The organism is Microcoleus sp. AR_TQ3_B6, from assembly GCF_036702785.1.
In the GTDB taxonomy this organism is placed as follows: Bacteria; Cyanobacteriota; Cyanobacteriia; order Cyanobacteriales; family Microcoleaceae; genus Microcoleus.
The window spans coordinates 55,530-76,849 of record NZ_JAUBVJ010000026.1; the positions used below are offsets into that span (position 1 = coordinate 55,530).

11 protein-coding genes and 1 pseudogene are annotated in these 21,320 nt (G+C 46.2%); 10 read left to right on the forward strand and 2 right to left on the reverse strand.

Annotated features, from left to right (window positions below):
- The first annotated feature begins 115 nt into the window (after nucleotides 1-115).
- From QUB56_RS15030 to QUB56_RS15045, 4 genes and pseudogenes are all read left to right on the forward strand, one after another.
- Entirely contained in the window at nucleotides 116-8,098 is a 7,983-nt protein-coding gene (locus QUB56_RS15030) for a DUF7948 domain-containing protein (protein ID WP_332956113.1), read from the forward strand.
- 327 nt (nucleotides 8,099-8,425) lie between these two features.
- On the forward strand, nucleotides 8,426-9,790 hold the full coding sequence (locus QUB56_RS15035; protein WP_332956115.1) for a cytochrome 450: 1,365 nt from the start codon (nucleotides 8,426-8,428) through the stop codon (nucleotides 9,788-9,790).
- A 446-nt stretch (nucleotides 9,791-10,236) separates the two neighbouring features.
- Nucleotides 10,237-10,425 carry a hypothetical protein gene (locus QUB56_RS15040; protein WP_332956116.1) on the forward strand — a complete coding sequence of 63 codons (189 nt, stop codon included), beginning with the start codon at nucleotides 10,237-10,239 and terminating at the stop codon, nucleotides 10,423-10,425.
- Nucleotides 10,426-10,446: 21 nt separating this feature from the next.
- A pseudogene (locus QUB56_RS15045) lies at nucleotides 10,447-11,707 on the forward strand (RNA-guided endonuclease InsQ/TnpB family protein).
- Nucleotides 11,708-12,176: 469 nt separating this feature from the next.
- Here the strand turns inward: QUB56_RS15045 and QUB56_RS15050 are convergent.
- Nucleotides 12,177-12,329, reverse strand: a complete 153-nt coding sequence (locus QUB56_RS15050) for a hypothetical protein (RefSeq protein ID WP_332956117.1) — start codon at nucleotides 12,327-12,329, stop codon at nucleotides 12,177-12,179.
- Nucleotides 12,330-12,355: 26 nt separating this feature from the next.
- On the opposite strand from QUB56_RS15050, the gene QUB56_RS15055 reads away from it, so the two are divergent.
- Complete coding sequence (locus QUB56_RS15055) at nucleotides 12,356-13,513, forward strand: M12 family metallopeptidase (RefSeq protein ID WP_332956119.1); 1,158 nt, start codon at nucleotides 12,356-12,358, stop codon at nucleotides 13,511-13,513.
- Between the two features lie 725 nt (nucleotides 13,514-14,238).
- Here QUB56_RS15055 and QUB56_RS15060 read toward each other — a convergent pair.
- Nucleotides 14,239-14,418, reverse strand: a complete 180-nt coding sequence (locus QUB56_RS15060) for a hypothetical protein (protein ID WP_332956121.1) — start codon at nucleotides 14,416-14,418, stop codon at nucleotides 14,239-14,241.
- A gap of 863 nt (nucleotides 14,419-15,281) precedes the next feature.
- Between QUB56_RS15060 and QUB56_RS15065 the strand changes: the two genes are divergently transcribed.
- The 5 genes from QUB56_RS15065 to QUB56_RS15085 all read left to right on the forward strand — a co-directional run bounded on the left by QUB56_RS15065 (nucleotide 15,282) and on the right by QUB56_RS15085 (nucleotide 21,284).
- On the forward strand, nucleotides 15,282-16,463 hold the full coding sequence (locus tag QUB56_RS15065) for a BMP family ABC transporter substrate-binding protein (protein ID WP_332956122.1): 1,182 nt from the start codon (nucleotides 15,282-15,284) through the stop codon (nucleotides 16,461-16,463).
- Between the two features lie 192 nt (nucleotides 16,464-16,655).
- On the forward strand, nucleotides 16,656-17,747 hold the full coding sequence (locus QUB56_RS15070) for an ABC transporter permease (protein WP_332956123.1): 1,092 nt from the start codon (nucleotides 16,656-16,658) through the stop codon (nucleotides 17,745-17,747).
- 45 nt (nucleotides 17,748-17,792) lie between these two features.
- A complete protein-coding gene (locus QUB56_RS15075) occupies nucleotides 17,793-18,719 on the forward strand; it encodes an ABC transporter permease (protein ID WP_332956124.1) in 927 nt (308 codons plus the stop codon).
- A gap of 29 nt (nucleotides 18,720-18,748) precedes the next feature.
- Nucleotides 18,749-19,438 carry a biuret amidohydrolase gene (gene biuH / locus QUB56_RS15080; RefSeq protein ID WP_332956126.1) on the forward strand — a complete coding sequence of 230 codons (690 nt, stop codon included), beginning with the start codon at nucleotides 18,749-18,751 and terminating at the stop codon, nucleotides 19,436-19,438.
- A 256-nt stretch (nucleotides 19,439-19,694) separates the two neighbouring features.
- Nucleotides 19,695-21,284 carry an ABC transporter ATP-binding protein gene (locus tag QUB56_RS15085; RefSeq protein WP_332956127.1) on the forward strand — a complete coding sequence of 530 codons (1,590 nt, stop codon included), beginning with the start codon at nucleotides 19,695-19,697 and terminating at the stop codon, nucleotides 21,282-21,284.
- The last annotated feature ends 36 nt before the right edge of the window (nucleotides 21,285-21,320 follow it).

Sequence of the window (21,320 nt, forward strand, 5' to 3'; positions counted from 1 at the left end):
GAGAAAATTCGCAAGAAAATTGTATTTTTACCAAGTTTTCCGCAAGAATTTACAATACAGCAGAGTTCGTGATTTTGTAGACTTGCTGGCATAACAGCCACCAGGGGTATCAGCCATGAATTCTCAAAATCAACAGGCATCTTACGGTCAAATTCCCTTAAGTTTTATTGCAAATACTGGACAAACTGACCCTAATGTGAAATTCCAGGTTAAAGGTGCCGGTCACAGCATCTTTTTTACTCCAAACGAAATTGCTTTCGTCGCTTTCCCCACACCCAATGAACCGGGAAACCAAGCAACAACTTCTTCAGTTGTACGCAGCAGCTTAGCCAACAGCAACCCCAATCCGACAATTTCCGGGCTGGAAAAATTGCCGGGAGTTGCTAACTTTCTTTTAGGCGAGGATTCCAGTCAATGGCAGACTAATGTGCCTACTTTTAACGGCGTTGTTTATCAAAACGTCTATCAAGGAATTGACCGCGTTTTCAAAGGTACAGAAGGACAACTTAAGAGCGAATTTCTGGTCGCACCTTTTGCAGATCCGAGTCAAATTAAGATGAATTATAGTGGTGTTAACGACATCCGGTTGCGTGACGACGGCGCACTGATATTAGAAACACCTTTAGGCGAATTAATTGATAACGCACCGATAGTTTATCAAGACATCAACGGACAGCGAGTAAATGTTCCCGCAGCTTACAATTTATTAGGAAACGGTCAAGTTAATTTTAGTTTGGGATATTTTGACCCCACTCAACCCCTAGTGATTGACCCGGTTTTAGCTTACTCGACTTACTTAGGCGGCAGCGGCTTGGACTCTGCCAACCGCATGACTGTAGATAGCACAGGTGCGGCTTACATTATTGGCACTACTGTTAACAATTTTACGACTACTCCTGGTGCCTTCCAAACTACACCAGGAGGTCAAGCTGATTTCTTAGTTACTAAAATCAACCCCCAAGGAACTGCCTTAGTTTACTCTACTTATATCGGCGGTATTGGCAATGAATACGGTTTTGATATTGCGGTAGACAGTCAAGGCAATGCTTATTTAACCGGACAAGTCGATCCGGGTTATCCAACTACACCGGGTTCTTTTCAACCTACAATAACTGGTTACAGTGCTGCGGCAACTAAGCTCAATCCTGCCGGGAATGCGTTAGTTTATTCTACTTTTTTAAGCGGTAGCCAGGGGGATCTCGGTAACGGCATTGCTGTAGACAGTAACGGCAATGCTTATGTTACCGGGTTAACAGGTGGCAATTTCCCCACCACTGCCAATGCCTCCCAACCTATATACGGAGGCGGAGTAGATGCGTTTATTACTAAAGTTAATCCAACTGGCACTGGTTTAGTTTACTCTACATACTTGGGCGGTTCTAGCCGCGAGGATGCTCAAGCCATTGCCCTAGACAATAATGGTAATGCCTACATTACCGGCCTTACTTATTCGACTAACTTACCCTTGACTAATGCCTTTCAAAGTACACTGGGAGGCGGCCTATATGATGCTTTTTTGAGTAAATTTGACGCGAATGGTGTCCGTAATTATTCTACTTATTTAGGTGGCAGCGGCGATGAAAAAGGTGGTGATATCGATGTAGACAGTTCGGGAAATGCCTATGTTGTCGGAATTACTAGTTCAACTAATTTTCCTACAGCTAGTCCGATTCAAGCCGCTAATGCAGGTGGTGCCAATGATGCTTTTGTCAGCAAGCTGAGTCCTGTAGGTAATTCTTTGATTTATTCAACTTATTTGGGGGGTAGCGGAGATGACAATGGCCATCGCATTACTGTAGACAGTGCGAATAATGTTTATGTTACTGGGGATACGACTTCGACTAATTTTCCGACTAAGAATGCTATTCAAAGTGCCAGCGGCGGCGGGAAAGATGCTTTTGTCACAAGTATAAATTCGTCGGGTTCTGCCTTAGTTGATTCTACTTATCTCGGCGGCAGCGCTGACGACTACGGTAACGGTATTGCGGTGGATGCTTCTGGTGCAGTTTATGTAGCGGGAAGTAGTGCTTCTACTAACTTCCCAACAGCCACTCCTTTGCAAGCGGCGAATGGGGGAGGTGACTTTGATGTTTTTATTACTAAAATAATTGTGCCGCAGGTCAAGATTGTTGAGTCGGGCGGCATCACTAATGTAGCAGAAAGCGGGACGACGGATACTTATACAGTTGTATTGACTAGCCAGCCTACTTCAAATGTGGCGATCGCACTCAATACTAACAGTCAAATGCAACCTATTGCTGGCATTAGTTTCACTCCAACTAACTGGTTTGTACCGCAAACGGTGACAGTCAGTGCAGTTGATGATGCAGTAGCAGAAACTTCGCCGCACACGAGTCCGATCGCTCACACTGCTATCAGTACCGATACTAATTATAACGGGACTACTGCCAGTTTTACTGTTAATGGCACTCCGGGCAATACCGTCAATGCTAATATTACCGATAACGACACCGCAGGCGTTAGCATTACTCCCACTAACACGACTGCGACGGAAGCCGGTGCCAACGGAAGTTATAGCGTTAAATTAAATACTCAACCGATCGCACCTGTGACGATTAACGTGGCTACAGGCAGTCAAATTCAACCAATTACCGCACTTACTTTTACCCCTACTAATTGGAATGCCGCTCAAACTGTCGCGGTGAAAGCGGTTGACGACAATTTAGTCGAAGGAAATCATGCAGGTGCGATCGCCCATACTGCTACCAGTACCGATACTAACTATAACAGCATCACAATTTCCCCTGTTAATATCGCCATTACTGATAACGACACCGCAGGCGTTAGCATTACTCCGACTAACACGGCTGCGACGGAAGCCGGTGCAACTGGAAGTTATAGCGTTAAATTAAATACCCAACCGATCGCACCTGTGACGATTAATTTGGCTACAGGCAGTCAAATTCAACCAATTACCGCACTTACTTTTACCCCTACTAATTGGAATGCCGCTCAAACTGTTGCGGTGAAAGCGGTTGACGACAATGCAGTTGAAGGAAATCATGCAGGTGCGATCGCCCATACTGCTACCAGTACCGATACTAACTATAATAGCATCACAATTCCGGCTGTTAGCGTCGCTATTACCGATAATGACACTGCCGATTTCAGCATTGTACCTACCAACATAACAGCTACAGAAGGCGGTGCAACTGGCAGTTACAAAGTCAAGCTAACTTCGCAACCGACTGGACCGGTTACTATCAGTTTCAATACTGGCAATCAACTTAATCCGATCGCCACATCTATTACTTTTGACAGCACTAACTGGAATGTCGATCGAACTGTCACTGTTACTGCGATCGACGACAATTTAGCACAAGGAACCCACAGTGGCACGATTACTCACACAGTTACGAGTACCGATGCGAATTATAACGCGAAAGTCATTCCCAATGTGACAGCATCCATTACAGATAACGATAGTCCCGGTATTTCTATTGTGCAATCAGAAGGCGAGACAGCTATTGCTGAAGGCGGTGCAACCGATAGCTACGGCCTACTTCTGACTACCGCACCTACTGCAAACGTCACGATTAATTTTGACACGGGCAGTCAAATTAATGCGATCGCACCTGTCACTTTCACGCCGAATAATTGGAATGTGGCGCAAAATGTCACTGTTACGGCGATCGATGACAGCATAGCCCAAGGAAGCCGCAGCGGCACGATTACTCACACGTCTGTCAGTACAGATAGTAATTATAACAACCTGACGATTTCTCCTGTGACTGCCACGATTGCTGACAACGACACGACGGGTGTGAGTATTTCACAGCAGAGCACAACTGCTACAGAAGGCGGTGCCACAGGCAGTTATACACTCCAGTTAAATTCGCAGCCAACTGCACCAGTTACTATCAGTTTTGCTGCGGGAAATCAAATAAGTGCGATCGCACCGATTACCTTCGACGCTACTAACTGGAATGTGGCGAAACCAGTCACAGTAACGGCTACAGATGATACGGTGGTGGAAGGAAATCATGCGGGGGCGATCGGGCATACTTCTACCAGTAACGATGTTAAATATAACAGCATCACAATTTCCCCTGTTAATGTCGCCATTACTGATAACGACACTTCCCCCACGCCCACCCCAACACCTCCAACACCGACCCCAACACCTCCAACACCGACCCCAACACCTCAAACACCGACCCCAACACCTCCAACACCGACCCCAACACCTCCAACACCGACCCCAACACCTCCAACACCCACCCCAACACCGATAACACCCACCCCAGCCCCAACCCGAACACCGATATCTCCAATCTCAGCCCCAACACCAGTACCTCCAACCCCAATACCATCAGCCACACCTGCTGGAATTACTGTTAATCCGGCATCGGGATTAATCACGACAGAATCAGGGGGAACAGCAACATTTAATGTCAGACTCAACAGCAAACCTACTGCTGATGTCAAAATAGATTTAGGAAGTTCCAATACAGCAGAAGGAATAGTTTCACCTGTATCGCTGACATTCAATCCTGGTAACTGGAATGCAGCGCAAACAGTAACAGTGACAGGTGTTAACGACAATGTTGCTGACGGCAATACACCTTACACGATTGTTACTGCCCCTGCTGTTAGTACGGACAACAATTATAACGGGTTAAATGCAGCCGATGTCGCTGTCACCAATAATCTCCTAGCAAGAGACTTAGCTGGCAACACAGCAAGTACAGCCCGGGAAATCAATGCAGCTTCTAGTTTCAGAAACTACTCTGATACAGTGAGTAGTAACGATCCTGATTACTACAAATTCACTTTAGGTTCTAAAAATGACTTCAATTTGTCAGTCAACGGATTCAACCAAGAACTCAAAATAGAATTGCTTGACAGCAGTCAAAATGTCATCTCAACTGCACAAAATTCTGGCCCTGCCTCAAAGTCAATTAACCGCCTTTTGGAACACGGCACTTACACCGTGCGAGTTTCTTCAGTTAATAGTGTTGAAAGTCCCTACAATTTAAACTTGTCTGTTATCCCTCGTCTTCAAGGTGTCACAACTACAGGATATGAAGGTTCGGCTTACACAGATTCGCAGCCAGTTGCAACTCCCCAAAACAATTCGGGAAGCAGCAACAATTTAATCAATAATAATCTATCAATTACCAGGTTCGAGAACTCTTTCCTATCTTCAGTGCTGTCTAGTCGTATTAGCCCTATTGGTGGCAACAACAACCAGACAGCATATTCTGATGGTTTTGACGGCAGCGGCAACGACCCCTATCGTGAGATCCCTGCTAGTGTATCCAATCAACAGATCAATCTGGACAAATTCCGGGCCTCCCCGCGTTTTTCCGGTATTGACGGCAGGGGTTTCTCTGTAGCGATATTAGACACTGGCATCAACTTAAACCACCCATTCTTTGGCCCTGACAGCGACTCAAACGGCATCAGCGATCGCATCGTTTATAACTACGATTTTGCCGACGGCGACGCAGATGCAAGCGACAAAGACGGACACGGATCGAACATTGCCAGTATTATTGCCTCCCAAGACCCAATATATACAGGAATGGCACCTGGGGCGAATATTATCGACCTCAAAGTGAGAAAGGATGTTCTGCCTCTTGGTAGTAGTGACGAAATTAATAAGTTTCCCTATGTTGAACAAGCTTTGCAGTGGATATTGGAAAATGCTGATACTTACAACATTGCCAGCGTTAGTGTGGCATTTGGCAGCGGTGAAAATTTTACCAGTCCTATTTCACTCTACGGTATTGGAGATGAACTGGCAGCCTTGGCGGCGAAGAATATCATTGTTGTCTCTTCATCCGGCAACCGTTACTACAAGTACCAGTTTTCTCCAGGTGTCAACTACCCTTCAGCCGATCCGAATTCGCTGTCGGTGGGCGCGGTATATAACTCCAACATTCGTAGGTTCGATTATGGAAGTTATTTTGGGGCTGCGACCGCTTATACTACCGATCGCGATCGTATTGCTCCTTTTTCTCAGCGTAACGGGCAATTAACCACAGTTTTTGCTCCGGGGGCACCCATCACCGGGGCTGGCAAAGATGGCGATATAAACGAGAGAAGTACCTATCACGGTGCCAGTCAAGCTACAGCCTACATCAGCGGGATTGCAGTGTTAGCCCAACAGTTAGCACAGCAAGAATACGGCCGGCGACTGACACCAGCCGACTTCGCCCGTATTGTCAAATCAACCGGTGTCACTATTAATGACGGCGACAACGAAAACGACAATGTTAACCATACCGGCTCCAACTTCAAGCGCGTCAATGTGATGGCTTTGGCTGGAGCCATTATTGGCAATCGCCCCCCACAAGTGAAGATTATATTGGGAAATCAATCCACTGGTCTCAATGTAGACGTTCCTAACGTCTACACAGACCCGGATGGCGACCTACTCACCTACACGCTAACCCGGTCTGACGGCAGCTCATTACAGAGCAATCCGAACAGCAGTTGGCTGGGATTGTCGTTTAACTCTGCAGCAAACACCATCCAGTTCACCGGAACAATCCCAAACAACTGGCAAGACTTCTACGCGGAGTTAACAGCAACAGACCCTTATGGTGCGAGTGCCAGCCAGTTCGTCCACGTAAGAAAAAGAGGAGATGGCCTGGTCATCGACGGTTACATTTCTGAGGCGACTGTCTTCTTAGATGCCAACAAAAACGGCATCAAAGATACCAACGAACCATCCACCATTACCGATGCCAGCGGTAAATATAATCTCGATATTCCCTTCGAGACTTTCGACACCAACAAAAACGGAGAAATAGACCCATCAGAAGGTAATTTAGTTGCTACTGGAGGCACTGACACTGCCACCGGCTTACCCCTAGAAACACCAGTCACCGCACCACCCGATTCTAGTGTTATCACCCTCTTAACCAGCTTAATTGCCGACTTAATCGATAAAGGAGTTGGACCCGAAGCAGCACAATCTTTGGTCAAATCTGCTCTGGGGATTCCCGCTGAAATTGACCTGATTAGCTTCGATCCCCTAGAAGCCACCAACAACGATTTACCGGGCGGTGTCCAAGTCTTAGCAGAAATGGTGAAAGTCCAAAACTTCATCACTCAAACAGCAGCTTTGATTGACGGTGCTTCCAGTGCAGCCAATACCGATATTGTCAAATATGTTGTCAGTTCTCTTACGACTTTTATTCAATCTGGTACTGTTTTCAACCTGAGTTATTCAGCAGCTTTAGAAGTAATAATTCAGCAAGCTGTTGCTAATATTCAACAGCTTGACCCTAGTTTCAATATCCAAAAAATCTTACCCGTTGTTCCGGAAGCTGCGACAGTAATGGCAACAGCAAATCAGCTAATTGATTCGGCTGTCTCCAACCCAACAGGAACATCAATTACTCAAGCAGTCGCCCGCGTCCAACAAGTAGCTTTGGGCGCAACAACTCAAGACTTCAAAGCAGTCGGTGCGGGAACTAAGGCAATTTCCCAGGTAGTTACTGAGAATACTGGTGCTGCTTTAGATACCAAACTTCAAGCTGTGATTTTACCTGCTGGGATTGCGACCCCTGTTGTCACCGGCGATGCGGATTTGGGCAGCAATTCCCCCGATCGCATTATCGGTACGAATGGCGACGATATCCTGACTGGCGACGGCGAAAATAATGTTTTGATTGGTATGAGGGGCAATGATTCCCTCGATGGAGACCTGGGGGATGACACTCTTTTAGGCGGCAAAGGTAGCGATACTTTGAGCGGCAGTAGCGGTGATGATGCCTTGTTTGGCAACCGCGGTGCTGACATTTTGAACGGCGGCGATGGCAACGATATTCTGCTGGGAGGTAAGGGTGATGATTTGCTGACTGGCGGTTTGGGAAATGATAGTTTGACGGGAGGTGATGGCAACGATCGCTTCTTGCTATCTCCCTATTCTGGTATCGATATTATCTTGGATTTTGAAGACGGTAAAGATTTGCTTTCTCTAGGTAACAATCTTACTTTCTCGCAACTGTCCCTTACTCAAGAAAACAGTACCACTTTCATCCGTTCGTCGGTAAACGGAGAAATTTTAGCTGCTTTGAATGGGGTGAGTGCCAGTCTAATTAATGTCGCCGATTTTGGCTGAAACTAATAGCAAGTAGCCGCACATAACTACGTTATTTATGTGCGACTATTAGAGATTGGAGCTAATACTTTGGATGCAGAAAGTAGAGCTACTTACTAGGAATCATTATAAATTACACTAAGTCTCCCGAACAAGGCTACACTTAGGCGCAGACATATTCAGTACAACTATATCTATATTGCCACTGCGTTTACCAATAAAAATGGCTATAGTTATACTTACTGATTTTGGCAAAGTTCGGGGTATTGAATCCGGCTCAATTGCCGCTCAATACCCTGTTGCTGCTAAATGCAAAGCGCGTGATAGCGAGTGGATCTCGGAGGAATTATGATGAACCTAAATTTAGATACTATTTTCTCATCCCTGATGAACCCGGCCCTGAACGAGTTTCAGGTTTGGGCGTTGCAAAACCCGGAAGAAAGTCTCAGCAAAACGATGCTACCGCCGATCGCCCTGATTGAGGGTTTGATTGCCAACGAACCCACGTATTTGCAAGTAAAACGGCTGGCTTTCGGAGCCAATTTTTGCTGCGCGGGGCAAGTCGTGATGTCCGAGTTTGCAACGCTGGAAAAAGCACTCACATCGCCCCAGGCGCGCGGATGGCGACTGGGTACTTCTGTACTCGATCCCGATCGCGCCCCCAACCAAGATGTCGGCGGTAGGAACCTTTTCCTGCTGTCTCTGTCCGATCGCGAAACTGATGGTAGCAGCAACCACGCAGCATTCCGAAGCTGTATGCAGAAGTATCTCTTCAACAGTGCGACAACGGATCGCCAGGGAGACGAAATCGCCCGACGGTTGCTCGATCGGCTAGCTGCAGATTATGCCGAGATGCCGCACGGTGCGGGGGGAGCGTTTTTTACCGATGTCAAGCGCGGTTGGATGGGATTTTTAGTCCGATACCTGCACTACGTCATCTTTGGGATTAATCCAGACGATTCAGAGTCGATCGAACTCCTCACGGAATTGCATTACACCCGCCAAAGCCCGCTGCACTACTTCGCCGTCATCGGCAGCCTTTTGCAAAGCCTGAACCTTTTTGGACACGGGGATTTGTCCACTCTGATCGAGGGTGCAGCGACTATCTATGAAAATTCTCCGGCTTTAGCCGACTTCCAAGAGGAGAGCGCGGAAAACAACGGCATGACTAAGCGGGAATTGGCGAAGCTGATGACATCGATTATGGCGATAGCGGGACTGCAAGGCCCCCTGCACCTAGGGTATACGGCAATGGGATATCGCCCTCTCCCCGCCTATAAAGGACAGCAGACGGCCGAAATTAACCCGACTGATTTTTGGGACCGGCTCGATTTGGACGATCGCGAGTCGATCGAGCTTTTCCTCCTGGAATGCGGGCGCCTCTGGGCCCCCGTCAGCGCCACCCACCGAGTCGCGACAGAGCCCTTCACCGCAACCGTAGCGGGCAAAGAGCGCACTTTCCCCGCAGGAACCAAGGTACTGATACCGCTCAGCCTGGGGCTGCTAGACGGGAGTTTCTGGGGTTCTACGGTATACGAATTCAACCCTAAGCGGGAGAATCTGTGCCCTTTTCATATGGGATTTCATTCCGTGGGCGATCGTAGCGCGGGACGGATTTGCCCCGGTAAAGACATCGCACTCAAGATGCTCGCGGATGTCGTCAGTACAGTAGGCAAAGTCCGCCGATCCTCTGAGCCTAACTTGCGGCGGTAATCAATCCAAAAGCTCGGTTTGTAGTGAGGACTTTAGTCCTCATCCACAGCATCAATTAACTTGCAAAAATCCGTTTCATTGTTTGACGATGTAAAGTTCAGACTGGAATGCTGACCAACTGACGTTATTGCTGCGCGTTTTTGACCATCTTATCTGGACATTTCATCAATTGCGGGACGGATGTTAGTTTATTTAGTCAAATTTTCTCGCTTCACTTACTTGTTCCGATTCTCCCATGCAACTTTGCAGCACGGGCACATCGCGCCGATAGTGTTTGGATGGTGTGTGCCGCAGTGGCTTGTAGATTTTTTGATCGATCGAGATCCGAGCACTCCGAATGGAGATCTAGCGGTTCTCAAAAAAGTGAGGTATGCCTTATGCCCCATGCCCTATGCCCTATGTCCTATGCCCTATGCCCAGTTCTCATCTTTCGCTCGAAAGGCTATATGTGGTATCGAAGAAACTCGTTTTTCGGCCAACTTGCTGACAGCGGATATACACTCCGCAGGATTGTAGACAAAGATGGCAACTACACATCAGCATTTCCAGATATGCCGTCTAAACTTGACCAAAATAAGGGGATTCAAGCCCCTTCTTTAGTGGCCGGCTTTTGCTTGTTTGTGCTACAATTTTGATGTAGAGTTTTTCCACGTCAAATGTTTGTTTTAGAGTTTAATGCAAAAGGGAAAAAAGCTCAATACTCAGCGATAGACGAGGCAATTAAGACTGCTCAATTCCTTCGGAATAAATGTGTCCGCTATTGGATGGATAACCCAGGGGTGGGGCAGAAAGACTTGTATCGTTATAACACTGCATTGAGGGCTGAGTTTCCATTTGTTAACGCTTTGAACTCTCATGCTTGCCAAGCTTCTGTCGAGAGAGCGTATTCTGGGATCGTTCGATTCTACGACAATTGCAAAAAGGCTATCCCAGGAAAGAAAGGCTACCCCAAGTTCAAGAAGAATTGTCGCTCGGTTGAGTACAAGACATCAGGGTGGAAACTTTCAGAAACTCGGAAACAAATCACCTTTACCGACAAAAAAGAAATTGGCAAGCTTAAGCTAAAAGGAACGTGGGATTTAAACTTCTACTAACTAGACCAGATCAAACGGGTTAGATTGATTCGTCGTGCAGACGGCTACTATGTCCAGTTTTTTTAAATCAGTGCAGAGAACAAGGTAGAAACAAAACCAACAGGAAAGACGATTGGTTTGGATGTTGGACTTAAAGAGTTCTACACCGATTCCAATGGTCACAGCGAAGCTAACCCTAAATTTTATCGAACAAGCGAGAAGCGTCTTAAGTTTAGACAACGCCGTGTTTCTCGCAAGAAGAAAGGCTCTACCAACCGCAAGAAAGCCATTAATAGATTAGGAAGAGTCCACCTCAAAATAAGTAGGAATCGTGTTGCAACACGCTAAGAAAATAGCGCGCTGCGTAATCCAATCTAACGATTTGGTCGCCTCGGAAAATCTGAGGATTAAAAACTTAGTTAAGAATCACTGTCTCGCCCTGTCGATTAATGATGCAGGTTGGTATCAATTCAGGAAATGGTTATAGTATTTTGGAGTCAAATTTGGCAGGGTAACGGTTGCCGTTAATCCCGCCTATACATCTCAAAATTGCTCTAACTGTGGTACGGTTGTGAAAAAATCTCTATCTACAAGAACGCACAGTTGCAAGTGTGGATTTGAGTTAGATAGAGATTGGAACGCAGCTATCAATATTCTGAATTTAGCCTTGGGTACTACGGGTCACGTAGGAACCTGGATTTTAAATCCCAACGCTTCAGGAGATTCGACCTCTACTCATGCTGGAGAGATCTTGTATGAGCAAGTTGGGTCTATGAATGAAGAATCCCCACGCCTGATAGCCCGGGAGTGTCAAAGTGATTGTTTAATCATTGCCCAAGAGTGAAAATCTTTACAGAAACTACCAAACCCGCCTCAGCAAGAGGGTTTGTCGATCGAAGCGCCGGGATTTGAGCCGACGGCCCCCCCTAAGCGCAGTTTTATTTGCTAGCCTATAAAAACTATGCAGCCAGCTCTCACACGCTATTGTCAATTATTCAAATCAATACTTCGGATAGTGTGTGATAGGCAACTGTAGAATAAGGGTTTCAGGGCGATTGGGCCATGCCTCTGCTTAGCCGTAAATCAAGGGTTTCAGGCTAGGACCTAAAAACTGTCCAAACTATTGATCGTTTACAGTGTAAAGCTTTAGACTAGAATCGGGATCACGAATTCCCTGTAAAGTGCGAGATCCATCTCCTCAGGGGATATTGAGGGTAGGAAATCTCTCCGTCTAGACTCATCATTATAAACAATAAATCTGGGTTTTACAAGGATTTAAGTCAGTTTATACAAGCTCGACAGCTCGCATCGCTCTAGGTCATTGCTGACAGGGTTGCAGTTTTTCTTTCCTGAATCTCCTGTGCTCCCACTGGATTCAGGTAGATGAAAATGAACATTCTCAAAATAGCTGGTTCTTGGGAAATAATTTTGCCGGGATTCAGCACACCTTTGGACTTTAAATCCAAAGGTATTCACTTTGGAGGAATTTGTCATGACTCAAAGTTCACAAATCAACTCTTATCAAGTTGAGCAATTACTAAAACGCATCGAAAAAATTGAAGCTAGGCTCGAAATCAACGTTAGCCCAGGTGTCGCAGAATCAGGTAAGGAAGCACACCATTTTTGTGCTTTGCCAAAGGTTCCTCCACGCACTTTCGATCCGAGCGTGTCGCCGGAGCGTGCTCGTCTAATACGGTATATCGGGAAGAAGTGGGTTAACGGTACAAAATTACGTTATTACTTTTTTGAGAGCGGTAAATATTCAGGCGGGAATGAGCAGAAGGAGATTGTCCGGCAGGGGTTTGAGGTGTGGAAGAACGTAGGAATTGGTATCAAGTTTGAGGAAGTTCGCAACATCAGCGAGGCAGAGATACGAATCGGCTTTTTGCAAGGGGATGGAGCCTGGTCGTATGTTGGCCGCGATACGATCGATCTTCCTAAGCAAGGCGAGCGAACCATGAACTTCGGCTGGGATCTTCGGGCCGATTCCCGTGGAGTAGATGTCCCTGTTCACGAGATCGGCCACGCCTTAGGTTTCCCTCACGAACACCAAAACCCGTTTGCAGGTATCGTATGGGACGAAGAAGCCGTTTATAAATATTTTGGTGCTCCTCCTAACAATTGGGACCGAGATACAACTTTTCATAATGTTCTCCGAAAGCTTGCAACAGGAGAAGTTGAGGGGTCAAAGTGGGATCCCAACTCAATCATGCATTACGCTTTTGCAGCGGGGCTCATTGAGAAACCTGTGGAGTACCAAAAGGGATTAAACCCTGCAGGCGGACTTTCTCAGCAGGATGTATCGCAGGTACGATTATTCTATCCCCCGCTTGATGAGTCGAGTTATACAGAACTTAAACCCTTCCGTTCAGAGATTCTATCCCTCGCCCCTGCTGAACAGAAAAACTTTGCGATCAACCCCTCTGCTACCCGAAGCTATACAATTGCAACCTTCGGAGAACTAGATACAGTCATAGTTCTTTTCGAGGATCACAGTGGTGACCTGAAATATGTTGCTGGTGACGACGACACTGGGAAAGACTTGAATGCACAAATCCAAGTTCGGCTTTATAAAGGTCGGCGGTATGTGCTGAGAATCCGCTCATACTCTAACTTGGCTAGTGGCGAGGCCTCAGTTATGCTTTGGTGAGGGCTGCCCCAAAAGTTTAGAGAGAAAAGCGATTGCTCAAAGTAGTGCATTGCCGCCCGTAGGGTAGATTCGGCTAGGTATTTTCTATTTTGTCTACAATTTCTTTTTTTTCTGGTAGCTAGGGAGCTTCCCCCAGACTAGGCCGCTGGGGAAAGCTCTTATTTAATTATGCTTTGCAGACCGATCGCGATCGCACCAGAGCGATCGCAACGATCGCACTCTTGAGCCACGCCCCAATATAGCGAGATTGGACAGACTACCGTTTTACTATTTTTAAGGATATTGAAAACTGGCGATCGATTATTTTTATTTTTGCAGAATGATTAGTTTAAATTCAGCAGCTTTTTTATCCTTAAATCTATGCGCTCAAACTCAATCTAATCCCAACCATAATTCGGCTACTTTCTCGGCTCATCAATAAAATCACCAAAGTGGATGGAATAATATTGAATAATTTTCCTTTAGTTATCCACCCCATTCTTCTATTTGGGTTGATTTATCCTGGGCTGTAAATATTCCCTAATTCTAATTTATTGCTTGGGCTTAAGCAATTAATACAGGCAATGAATCAATCCCCACCCTTTTATTATTCTGCTTAATGTGGGCTTATTTCTTACTTCTTTAATCCGGAGAGTGACAGAAGAGGGATAAACTCGATATAATCAGCAAAACATTCTTGTTTGTTGATTCCTTCTACCTCCTCAGTAGTGGCTTTCTCGTACAGGTTATCCACCGCATCGCGATCGAGAAAGCAAATTCTCTAGGGACAATCCATCTTCCATGGCGTAGAAAGTGCGCTCCGGTCCTCTCGCCCTGAGGGCAGAATCCTCTCGGGCTGATGTCACGGTCCTGCTGAAACCCACTTCGTCTAAGGAGACGACGGCCGCAGCGAGAGTTGCGAACACCCCTCCCCCTGCTGCTTCAATTTGGCTGCACTCTAAGCCGAGTCGGGGAAATCGGCAGCGTTTGCCAGTCCCGTGATGCCAGCTCGGTCACTTAGGAGGGCTAACCCTTCTGTCACCGCATCTTAGCGGAAAGTAATAATGTAACGCCCTGTTGTGCGATCGGCTTGGGCAGTTTCTGGGATGGGAAAACTAGGTGGTTCAGACATAAAATACCTCTTATTGACTGTTATTAGAAATCAATAACAGTTTTTCTGATTTTATGATATCGATTTCTATTGTTTTTGATTCAGACTCGACTTATTTTTACGTTGCGTCCAACACTCAAAAGCTAGTTGTGTGCCAGAAGTCAAAAATTATTTTTTGTTTGTGGTGAACATTATTGTTTAATTTTGTTCCTTGCAAACTTTTCGTGACGCATTTTTGCTAATATTATTAAGTTTTTATAAAAAAAACTACTACTCAAAGTAGTTGGGATAAAATAAACATCATTGATTTTTAGGGTATTCGACTTTCCTAGGACAAAATTTCCAGCCAAACTAATTTTATATGAAAATTAGTCGGGCGTCATCATGTATTTTTTGCCTTAAATCCAAGAAGTAATTGAAATCTAAATAGTTATGAACGAAGTTAATCTCATTGTTGAATAAATAGACTAAAAGCTAAGAAACTTAGCGTGCATATATCTAGTAATTCGCAGCAAGTATAGCGGTTCTCAAGCATGGTGAGGTATGCCCTATTTGGCCCATGCCCTATTTGGCCGATGCCCGATGCCAGATAGCACCTCATGTTACTGAGAAAGGCTATGTAAGCGTTACAGCTTAGCTATGAATTCCTCTTAAAGACTTTTAGTGAGAACATAGAGAATGAGTACCAAAAAGTCATTGTTTATACCTCGGCGTCAAGTAATTCGTGGGATTTTATCTACTACAGCGTTTGCAGCCACATCGCGCCTTTGGACAGGATGTACTCCTGCTAAAGAGGGCCAAGCCAAATCGGATGGCAAAGATAAGCCAATTGTGATGGGATTTATTTATGTTGGTCCCAAAGATGACTACGGCTACAATCAAGCCCTAGCAGAAGGGAAAGCTGGCGTTTCAAAATTAGCCTGGGTAAAAACCGTAGAGGAAGCAAATGTTCCTGAGACTACGGCGGTACAAGAAACCATGAGGAACATGATTGAACAGGATGGGGCAACGGTTCTGTTCCCTACGTCCTTCGGGTACTTTGACCCGCATATTCTGAAACTGGCTAAGGATTACCCCGAGGTACAATTCTTCCACTGCGGTGGACTTTATCAGGAGGGTAAGCATCCAAAGAACGTTGGCAGCTATTTTGGCTACATTGATGAGGGTGAGTACGTAGCAGGCATTGTTGCCGCCCACACCTCTAAAACTGGAAAATTAGGATTTATTGCTGCTAAACCCATACCCCAAGTATTGCGCAATATCAATAGTTTTACCTTAGGAGCACGCAGTATTAAACCAGAAGTTACAACTCAGGTGATTTTTACAGGAGATTGGTCTTTGCCTATTAAAGAAGCTGATGCTGCCAATAGCATGGCTGACCAGGGTGTTGATGTAATTACCTGTCACGTAGATAGCCCCAAAGTAGTGATGGAAACTGTTAATAAGCGAGGCATTTTCTGTACCGGCTTCCATGCAAGTCAAGCCCAACTTGCTCCCAAAGGATATTTAACAGGTGCCGAGTGGGACTGGACGAATGTCTATTCTAAGTATGCTGAAATGCTAAAGGCTGGCAAGACGCTAATGAACGGAGGCATTCCCCATATAGTACGCGGTGGTTTGAAGGATGGTTTTTTGAAGCTGTCGCCCTACGGTAGCGCCGTAACGGCCGAAGCGAAAAAGGATGCTGATGCTGCTAAGAGTAAGTTTCAAGATGGCAGCATGGTCATTTATAAGGGGGAAATAAAAGATAACACCGGGAAAGTTGTGATTCCTGAAGGTAAGGATTACAAGCAGCAAGACGCAGAACTAGAAAAGATGAATTGGCTCGCATCAGGCGTTATCGGCAAAGTTACAAGTTAATTAGCTGATGTGCATTCAAAATTGTCTAGCGGACAACTTAAACTCTGATTAGCTTAGTAGGGGCGAGCAGGTTGGCCCCTACATACCCCTTCCCCTCGCTAAGCGAGTATTTCACGCCCGTCGGCAACCGCTATACAAGCAAGTTTTTAATTCAACACTCATCCTTTTCTTAGTAATTCATCTTTTCTTCTGATGATGATTAACCGTCAAAACTGGCGTACAACTTTGGAAGCGGTTTGTATTCCGATCGCCGCCATCCTCTTCTCATTGGTATTGTTTGGAATTTTTTGTGCGGCGGCTGGATCTAATCCCTTTGCCGTCTATGCCTCAATCTACAAAGCAGCGTTTGGCAGTTGGCATTCATTCCAAAACACCCTGATCCGGGCTGCACCGTTAATGTTGAGTTCCCTGTGTACGGCTTTGCCTGCCCGTTTGGGGTTGGTGATTATCGGCAACGAAGGCGCTTTAGTAGTTGGGGGTCTGGCGGCTGTAGCCACTGGACTGGCTTTATCTTCTGCACCGCCGATGTTAGTCCAAATTGCCATGGCGCTGGCAGGAATTGTCTGTGGAGGTGTGTGGATTGGTGCAGTGGGAGCTCTGCGCTATTACCGGGCAGTGAATGAGACAATTAGCAGCTTGTTGTTGAACTATATCGCGATCGCCCTGCTGAATCATTTAGTCGGCGGCGTGATGCGGGACCCCAGCAGCGTCAATAAAATTTCTAGTTACCCGATTCCTGATGTGAATATGTTAGGGAATATTCCAGGAACCCGGGTTCACTACGGTCTAATTTATGGGTTGGTTGCTTGTGCTATCGCCTACTTCCTGATCCAGCGCACTACCTTTGGCTTTGCAGCTAGAACAGCAGGAGGTAACATCCGCGCTGCTCGAATTGCCGGACTTCCTGTCGGCAAGTTGACAATGGCAATCTGTTTCTTAGCTGGCTCTTGTGCGGGTTTGGCAGGCATGGTGGAAGTCGCAGCCGTGCACGGTCGAGCTAACGAATCACTTAATGCTAACTATGGCTACAGCGGTATCTTAGTCGCATTCATTGCTCGACACAACCCTCTGGCGGCGACTATTGTCGCAATTCTGCTCGGCGGCATTCTTGCTAGCGGTGGCATCTTGCAACGGGCACACGGACTGCCCGATGCAACGGTTTTAGTGTTCCAAGGGTTAGTCTTTTTGGTAGTTCTGTATAGCGAATCGCTCTACGGACGTTTGCCATTTTTCAAAGAACCGTCAACCGATAGCCCTCAGCAGCCATCAATAGCCACTGTCTAACTAAGCAATACGTTAAGCCAAAATCTCAAATCGGAGGAATCAACAATGGCCGCAGAAGTATTAGGTTGGTGGGGAGTACCTTTGGGTATCTTGGCAGGAACTTTGCGGGGTAGCGCTCCGTTTCTGTTCGTCAGTTTGGGCGAATGCCTGACTGAAAAAAGCGGCAAGATTAATTTGGGGTTAGAAGGGACACTGTTAACGGGTGCGATGAGTGCCTATGCTATTTCTTATCAGACTGGATCGCCTTGGTTAGGTGTTTTAGCCGCTGGTTTAGCTGGCACGGTACTAGGTTTTATCCACGCTTGGCTGTGCATACAACCAAAAGTAAATGACATTGCCGTAGGCATCGCCATGATTATTTTTGGTAGCGGCATTGCTTTCTTTTTTGGCAAACCTTTTATTCAACCAAGTGCCCCCCAGTTACCTAGTATACCTCTGGCTGGTTGGAGTCATCTGCCTCCGGTGCAATCAGCGCTACAAATTTGTCCCCTATTTTTGTTAGGTGTAGCGATCGCACCTTTAATGCAGTGGTTCTTTAAATCAACTCGCTGGGGGTTATTCATTCGTGCAGTTGGGGATAGTCCCGATGCTGCCAAAGCAATGGGAATCTCCATTAATAAAGTTCGTATGCTCTGTATTATCGCGGGCAGTTTCTTAGCTGGAATTGGTGGTGCTTATTTATCCCTTTACTATCCCGGTAGCTGGACAGAACGCATCTCGAGCGGTCAAGGGCTCATGGCAGTAGCGCTGGTAATTTTCGCCCGTTGGAATCCTGTTCAGTGCTTATACGCCTCGTTGCTCTTTGGGGGTGCGCAGGCGATCGGTCCCGCTTTGCAATCAGTAGGGGTGGATTCCTATTACTACTTATTCAATGCTTCGCCCTACATCCTGACGCTGGCGATCATGATTATTACTTGTTCGCCGAAACGAACTTTGACAGGCGCGCCTGGATCTTTAGGAACTAACACGTAAAACAGGAATTTATCGCAAGGAAGATAAACATGGGACGTTTTGTAGAAGCTGAACCATATCCTTATCCTTACAATGGCGATTTGCGCCCAGAAAATACGGTGCTGCTGATAATTGATATGCAAATTGATTTCTGCGGCATTGGTGGATATGTTGATAAGATGGGCTACGACTTGTCACTGACTCGCGCTCCTATTGAACCCATCAAGCAAGTCTTGGAAGTCGCGCGGGCGAAGCACTTCCATATCATGCACACCCGCGAAGGACACCGCCCAGACTTGGCAGATTTACCAGAAAACAAGCAGTGGCGATCGCGCCAAATTCAAGCCGGAATCGGCGACCCTGGACCCTGCGGCAGAATTTTAGTTCGAGGTGAAGCAGGGTGGGAAATTATTCCAGAACTCGCGCCTTTGCCTGGGGAAGCGGTGATCGATAAGCCTGGAAAAGGTTCGTTTTATGCTACGGATCTAGATCTGTTACTGAAACGAAAGGGCATTCAAAATATTGTTTTGGCTGGCATTACCACTGATGTCTGCGTGCATACCACAATGCGAGATGCAAACGATCGCGGTTATGAATGTTTGCTTTTGTCTGACTGTACGGGCGCAACAGATTATGGCAACCATTTGGCGGCACTTAAGATGATCCAGATGCAGGGAGGAGTGTTTGGAACTGTTGCTGATTCAGAAGCATTTATCAAAGCTTTAAACGATGAGTTTTGAGGAAGAAGTCACGTTATATCAGGTCGGGTTGTATCGGTGGTGTAAGAGTGATGTGATAATTTATCTGTAGGAATTAGGGGTTAATTTTTAACCGCAGATGACAACAGATAAACGCAGATGAACGCAGATAAGCAGGCAGATATTACCAGAGGTGAGGTTAATACTTCAAAGGTTGAAATGAACCGGGCGCTCTTAGTAACAAGTTAAATCTCATAAGTAGCCGATAAGTTGTAAACTTTACAGGGGAGACAAAAACATGACAGAAGTAACTGATTTTATCGATCGAAAATCTGCACTGGAAACTCAAGACTCAAAATTCAAAACTCAAAACTTTATTCAACCACCAGAACTAGAGGTGGTTAACATGACTAAGCGGTTTGGCACGATGACTGCACTTGATAACTTCTCGATGACGCTAAAACCAGGGACGTTTCATGCTTTGCTGGGCGAGAACGGAGCAGGCAAAAGTACCCTTGTTAAATGTGTCATGGGTTTCTATAATCCTACTTCAGGCAAAGTTTTGATCGATCGGCAGGAAACCACGATCGCAAGTCCTCGCGATGCTCATAAGTACGGCATTGGCATGGTTTACCAGCACTTCACTTCTGTGCCTGCGATGACGGTAGCCGAAAATCTGGTTTTGTCCCGCTTTGATAGCCCCAATTTGATTAATTGGAAAGCCGAGTACGAGCGGTTAAAGGCTTTTATGAAAACTGCTCCTTTCCGAGTTCCTCTAGATACTCCGGTGTTTCAATTAGCTGCGGGGGAAAAACAAAAGCTAGAAATTCTTAAACAGATATATCTTCAGAGTCGGATCTTGATTCTGGACGAACCCACTTCGGTGCTTACTCCGCAGGAAGCCGATGAGGTTTTAGGTTTACTGCGCGCAGAAGTTACTGCTGGAAGATTAAGCGTGTTAATTATCAGCCACAAATTCCGGGAAGTGATGGCGTTTTGCGATAGCATCACGGTGCTGCGTAAAGGAAAGTTTGCAGGTCAGGGTTTGGTAAAGGATCTGACTGTCTCTGATATGTCTGAAATGATGATGGGTGAAAGGCGTGAGCCAAAACAAGTTGAAAAGACAGCCCCCCCAACGACTATTCCTGTCCTTGAAGTTAAAGACCTTCACGCCAATAAAGATAACGGTCTGGAGGTATTGACAGGAGTAAACCTCACAGTTCACAGCGGCGAAATTGTTGGGATTGCAGGTATCTCTGGTAACGGTCAGCGGGAACTGGTGGAGGTGTTGGCAGGTCAGCGTTCTGCTACAGGTGGAGATGTGCTGGTCAATGGCGAAGTTTATACAGCAACACGAGCCGAGATGTTTAAACATCAGGTCTTCGCACTACCAGAAGAACCCCTTCATAATGCTTGTGTCCCACACATGAGTGTGGCAGAAAATTTAGCCCTGCGGACTTTTGACCGCCCTCCTCAAGCTAAAGCAAGTATCTTACTCATCTTCAAAGAAATTAGGCAGGCGGCTAAGAACTTAATTAATACTTTCAAAATAAAAACGCCTTCGCCAGATACCCCTGTAGGCAATCTGTCGGGGGGAAATGTACAGCGCACAGTGCTAGCGCGGGAACTCTCTGCTGAACATATTCAGTTACTAATTGCCGCGAATCCTTGCTTTGGTCTTGATTTTACCGCTGTGGAGTACATTCACGGTCAGATTGTTGAGGCTCGCAACCGAGGAGTAGCTGTGTTGCTGGTGAGCGAAGATTTAGATGAACTGCTGAAATTGTCCGATCGGGTTTTGGTAATCAGTGGCGGGAATTTTACTTATGAAAGTGCGATCGCAGATGCAGATTTTGTTCAGATCGGTAAGAGTATGGCAGGACACTAATCAATTTTAGATTTTGGATTGGTTGACGAAGAGGGC

Excerpts from the sequence above, each read along its gene's own strand:
- QUB56_RS15030 (WP_332956113.1), top strand. The coding sequence starts at position 116 with ATGAATTCTCAAAATCAACAGGCATCTTACGGTCAAATTCCCTTAAGT.
- QUB56_RS15035 (WP_332956115.1), top strand. The coding sequence starts at position 8,426 with ATGATGAACCTAAATTTAGATACTATTTTCTCATCCCTGATGAACCCG.
- QUB56_RS15040 (WP_332956116.1), top strand. The coding sequence starts at position 10,237 with ATGTGGTATCGAAGAAACTCGTTTTTCGGCCAACTTGCTGACAGCGGA.
- QUB56_RS15055 (WP_332956119.1), top strand. The coding sequence starts at position 12,356 with ATGACTCAAAGTTCACAAATCAACTCTTATCAAGTTGAGCAATTACTA.
- QUB56_RS15065 (WP_332956122.1), top strand. The coding sequence starts at position 15,282 with ATGAGTACCAAAAAGTCATTGTTTATACCTCGGCGTCAAGTAATTCGT.
- QUB56_RS15070 (WP_332956123.1), top strand. The coding sequence starts at position 16,656 with ATGATGATTAACCGTCAAAACTGGCGTACAACTTTGGAAGCGGTTTGT.
- QUB56_RS15075 (WP_332956124.1), top strand. The coding sequence starts at position 17,793 with ATGGCCGCAGAAGTATTAGGTTGGTGGGGAGTACCTTTGGGTATCTTG.
- biuH (WP_332956126.1), top strand. The coding sequence starts at position 18,749 with ATGGGACGTTTTGTAGAAGCTGAACCATATCCTTATCCTTACAATGGC.
- QUB56_RS15085 (WP_332956127.1), top strand. The coding sequence starts at position 19,695 with ATGACAGAAGTAACTGATTTTATCGATCGAAAATCTGCACTGGAAACT.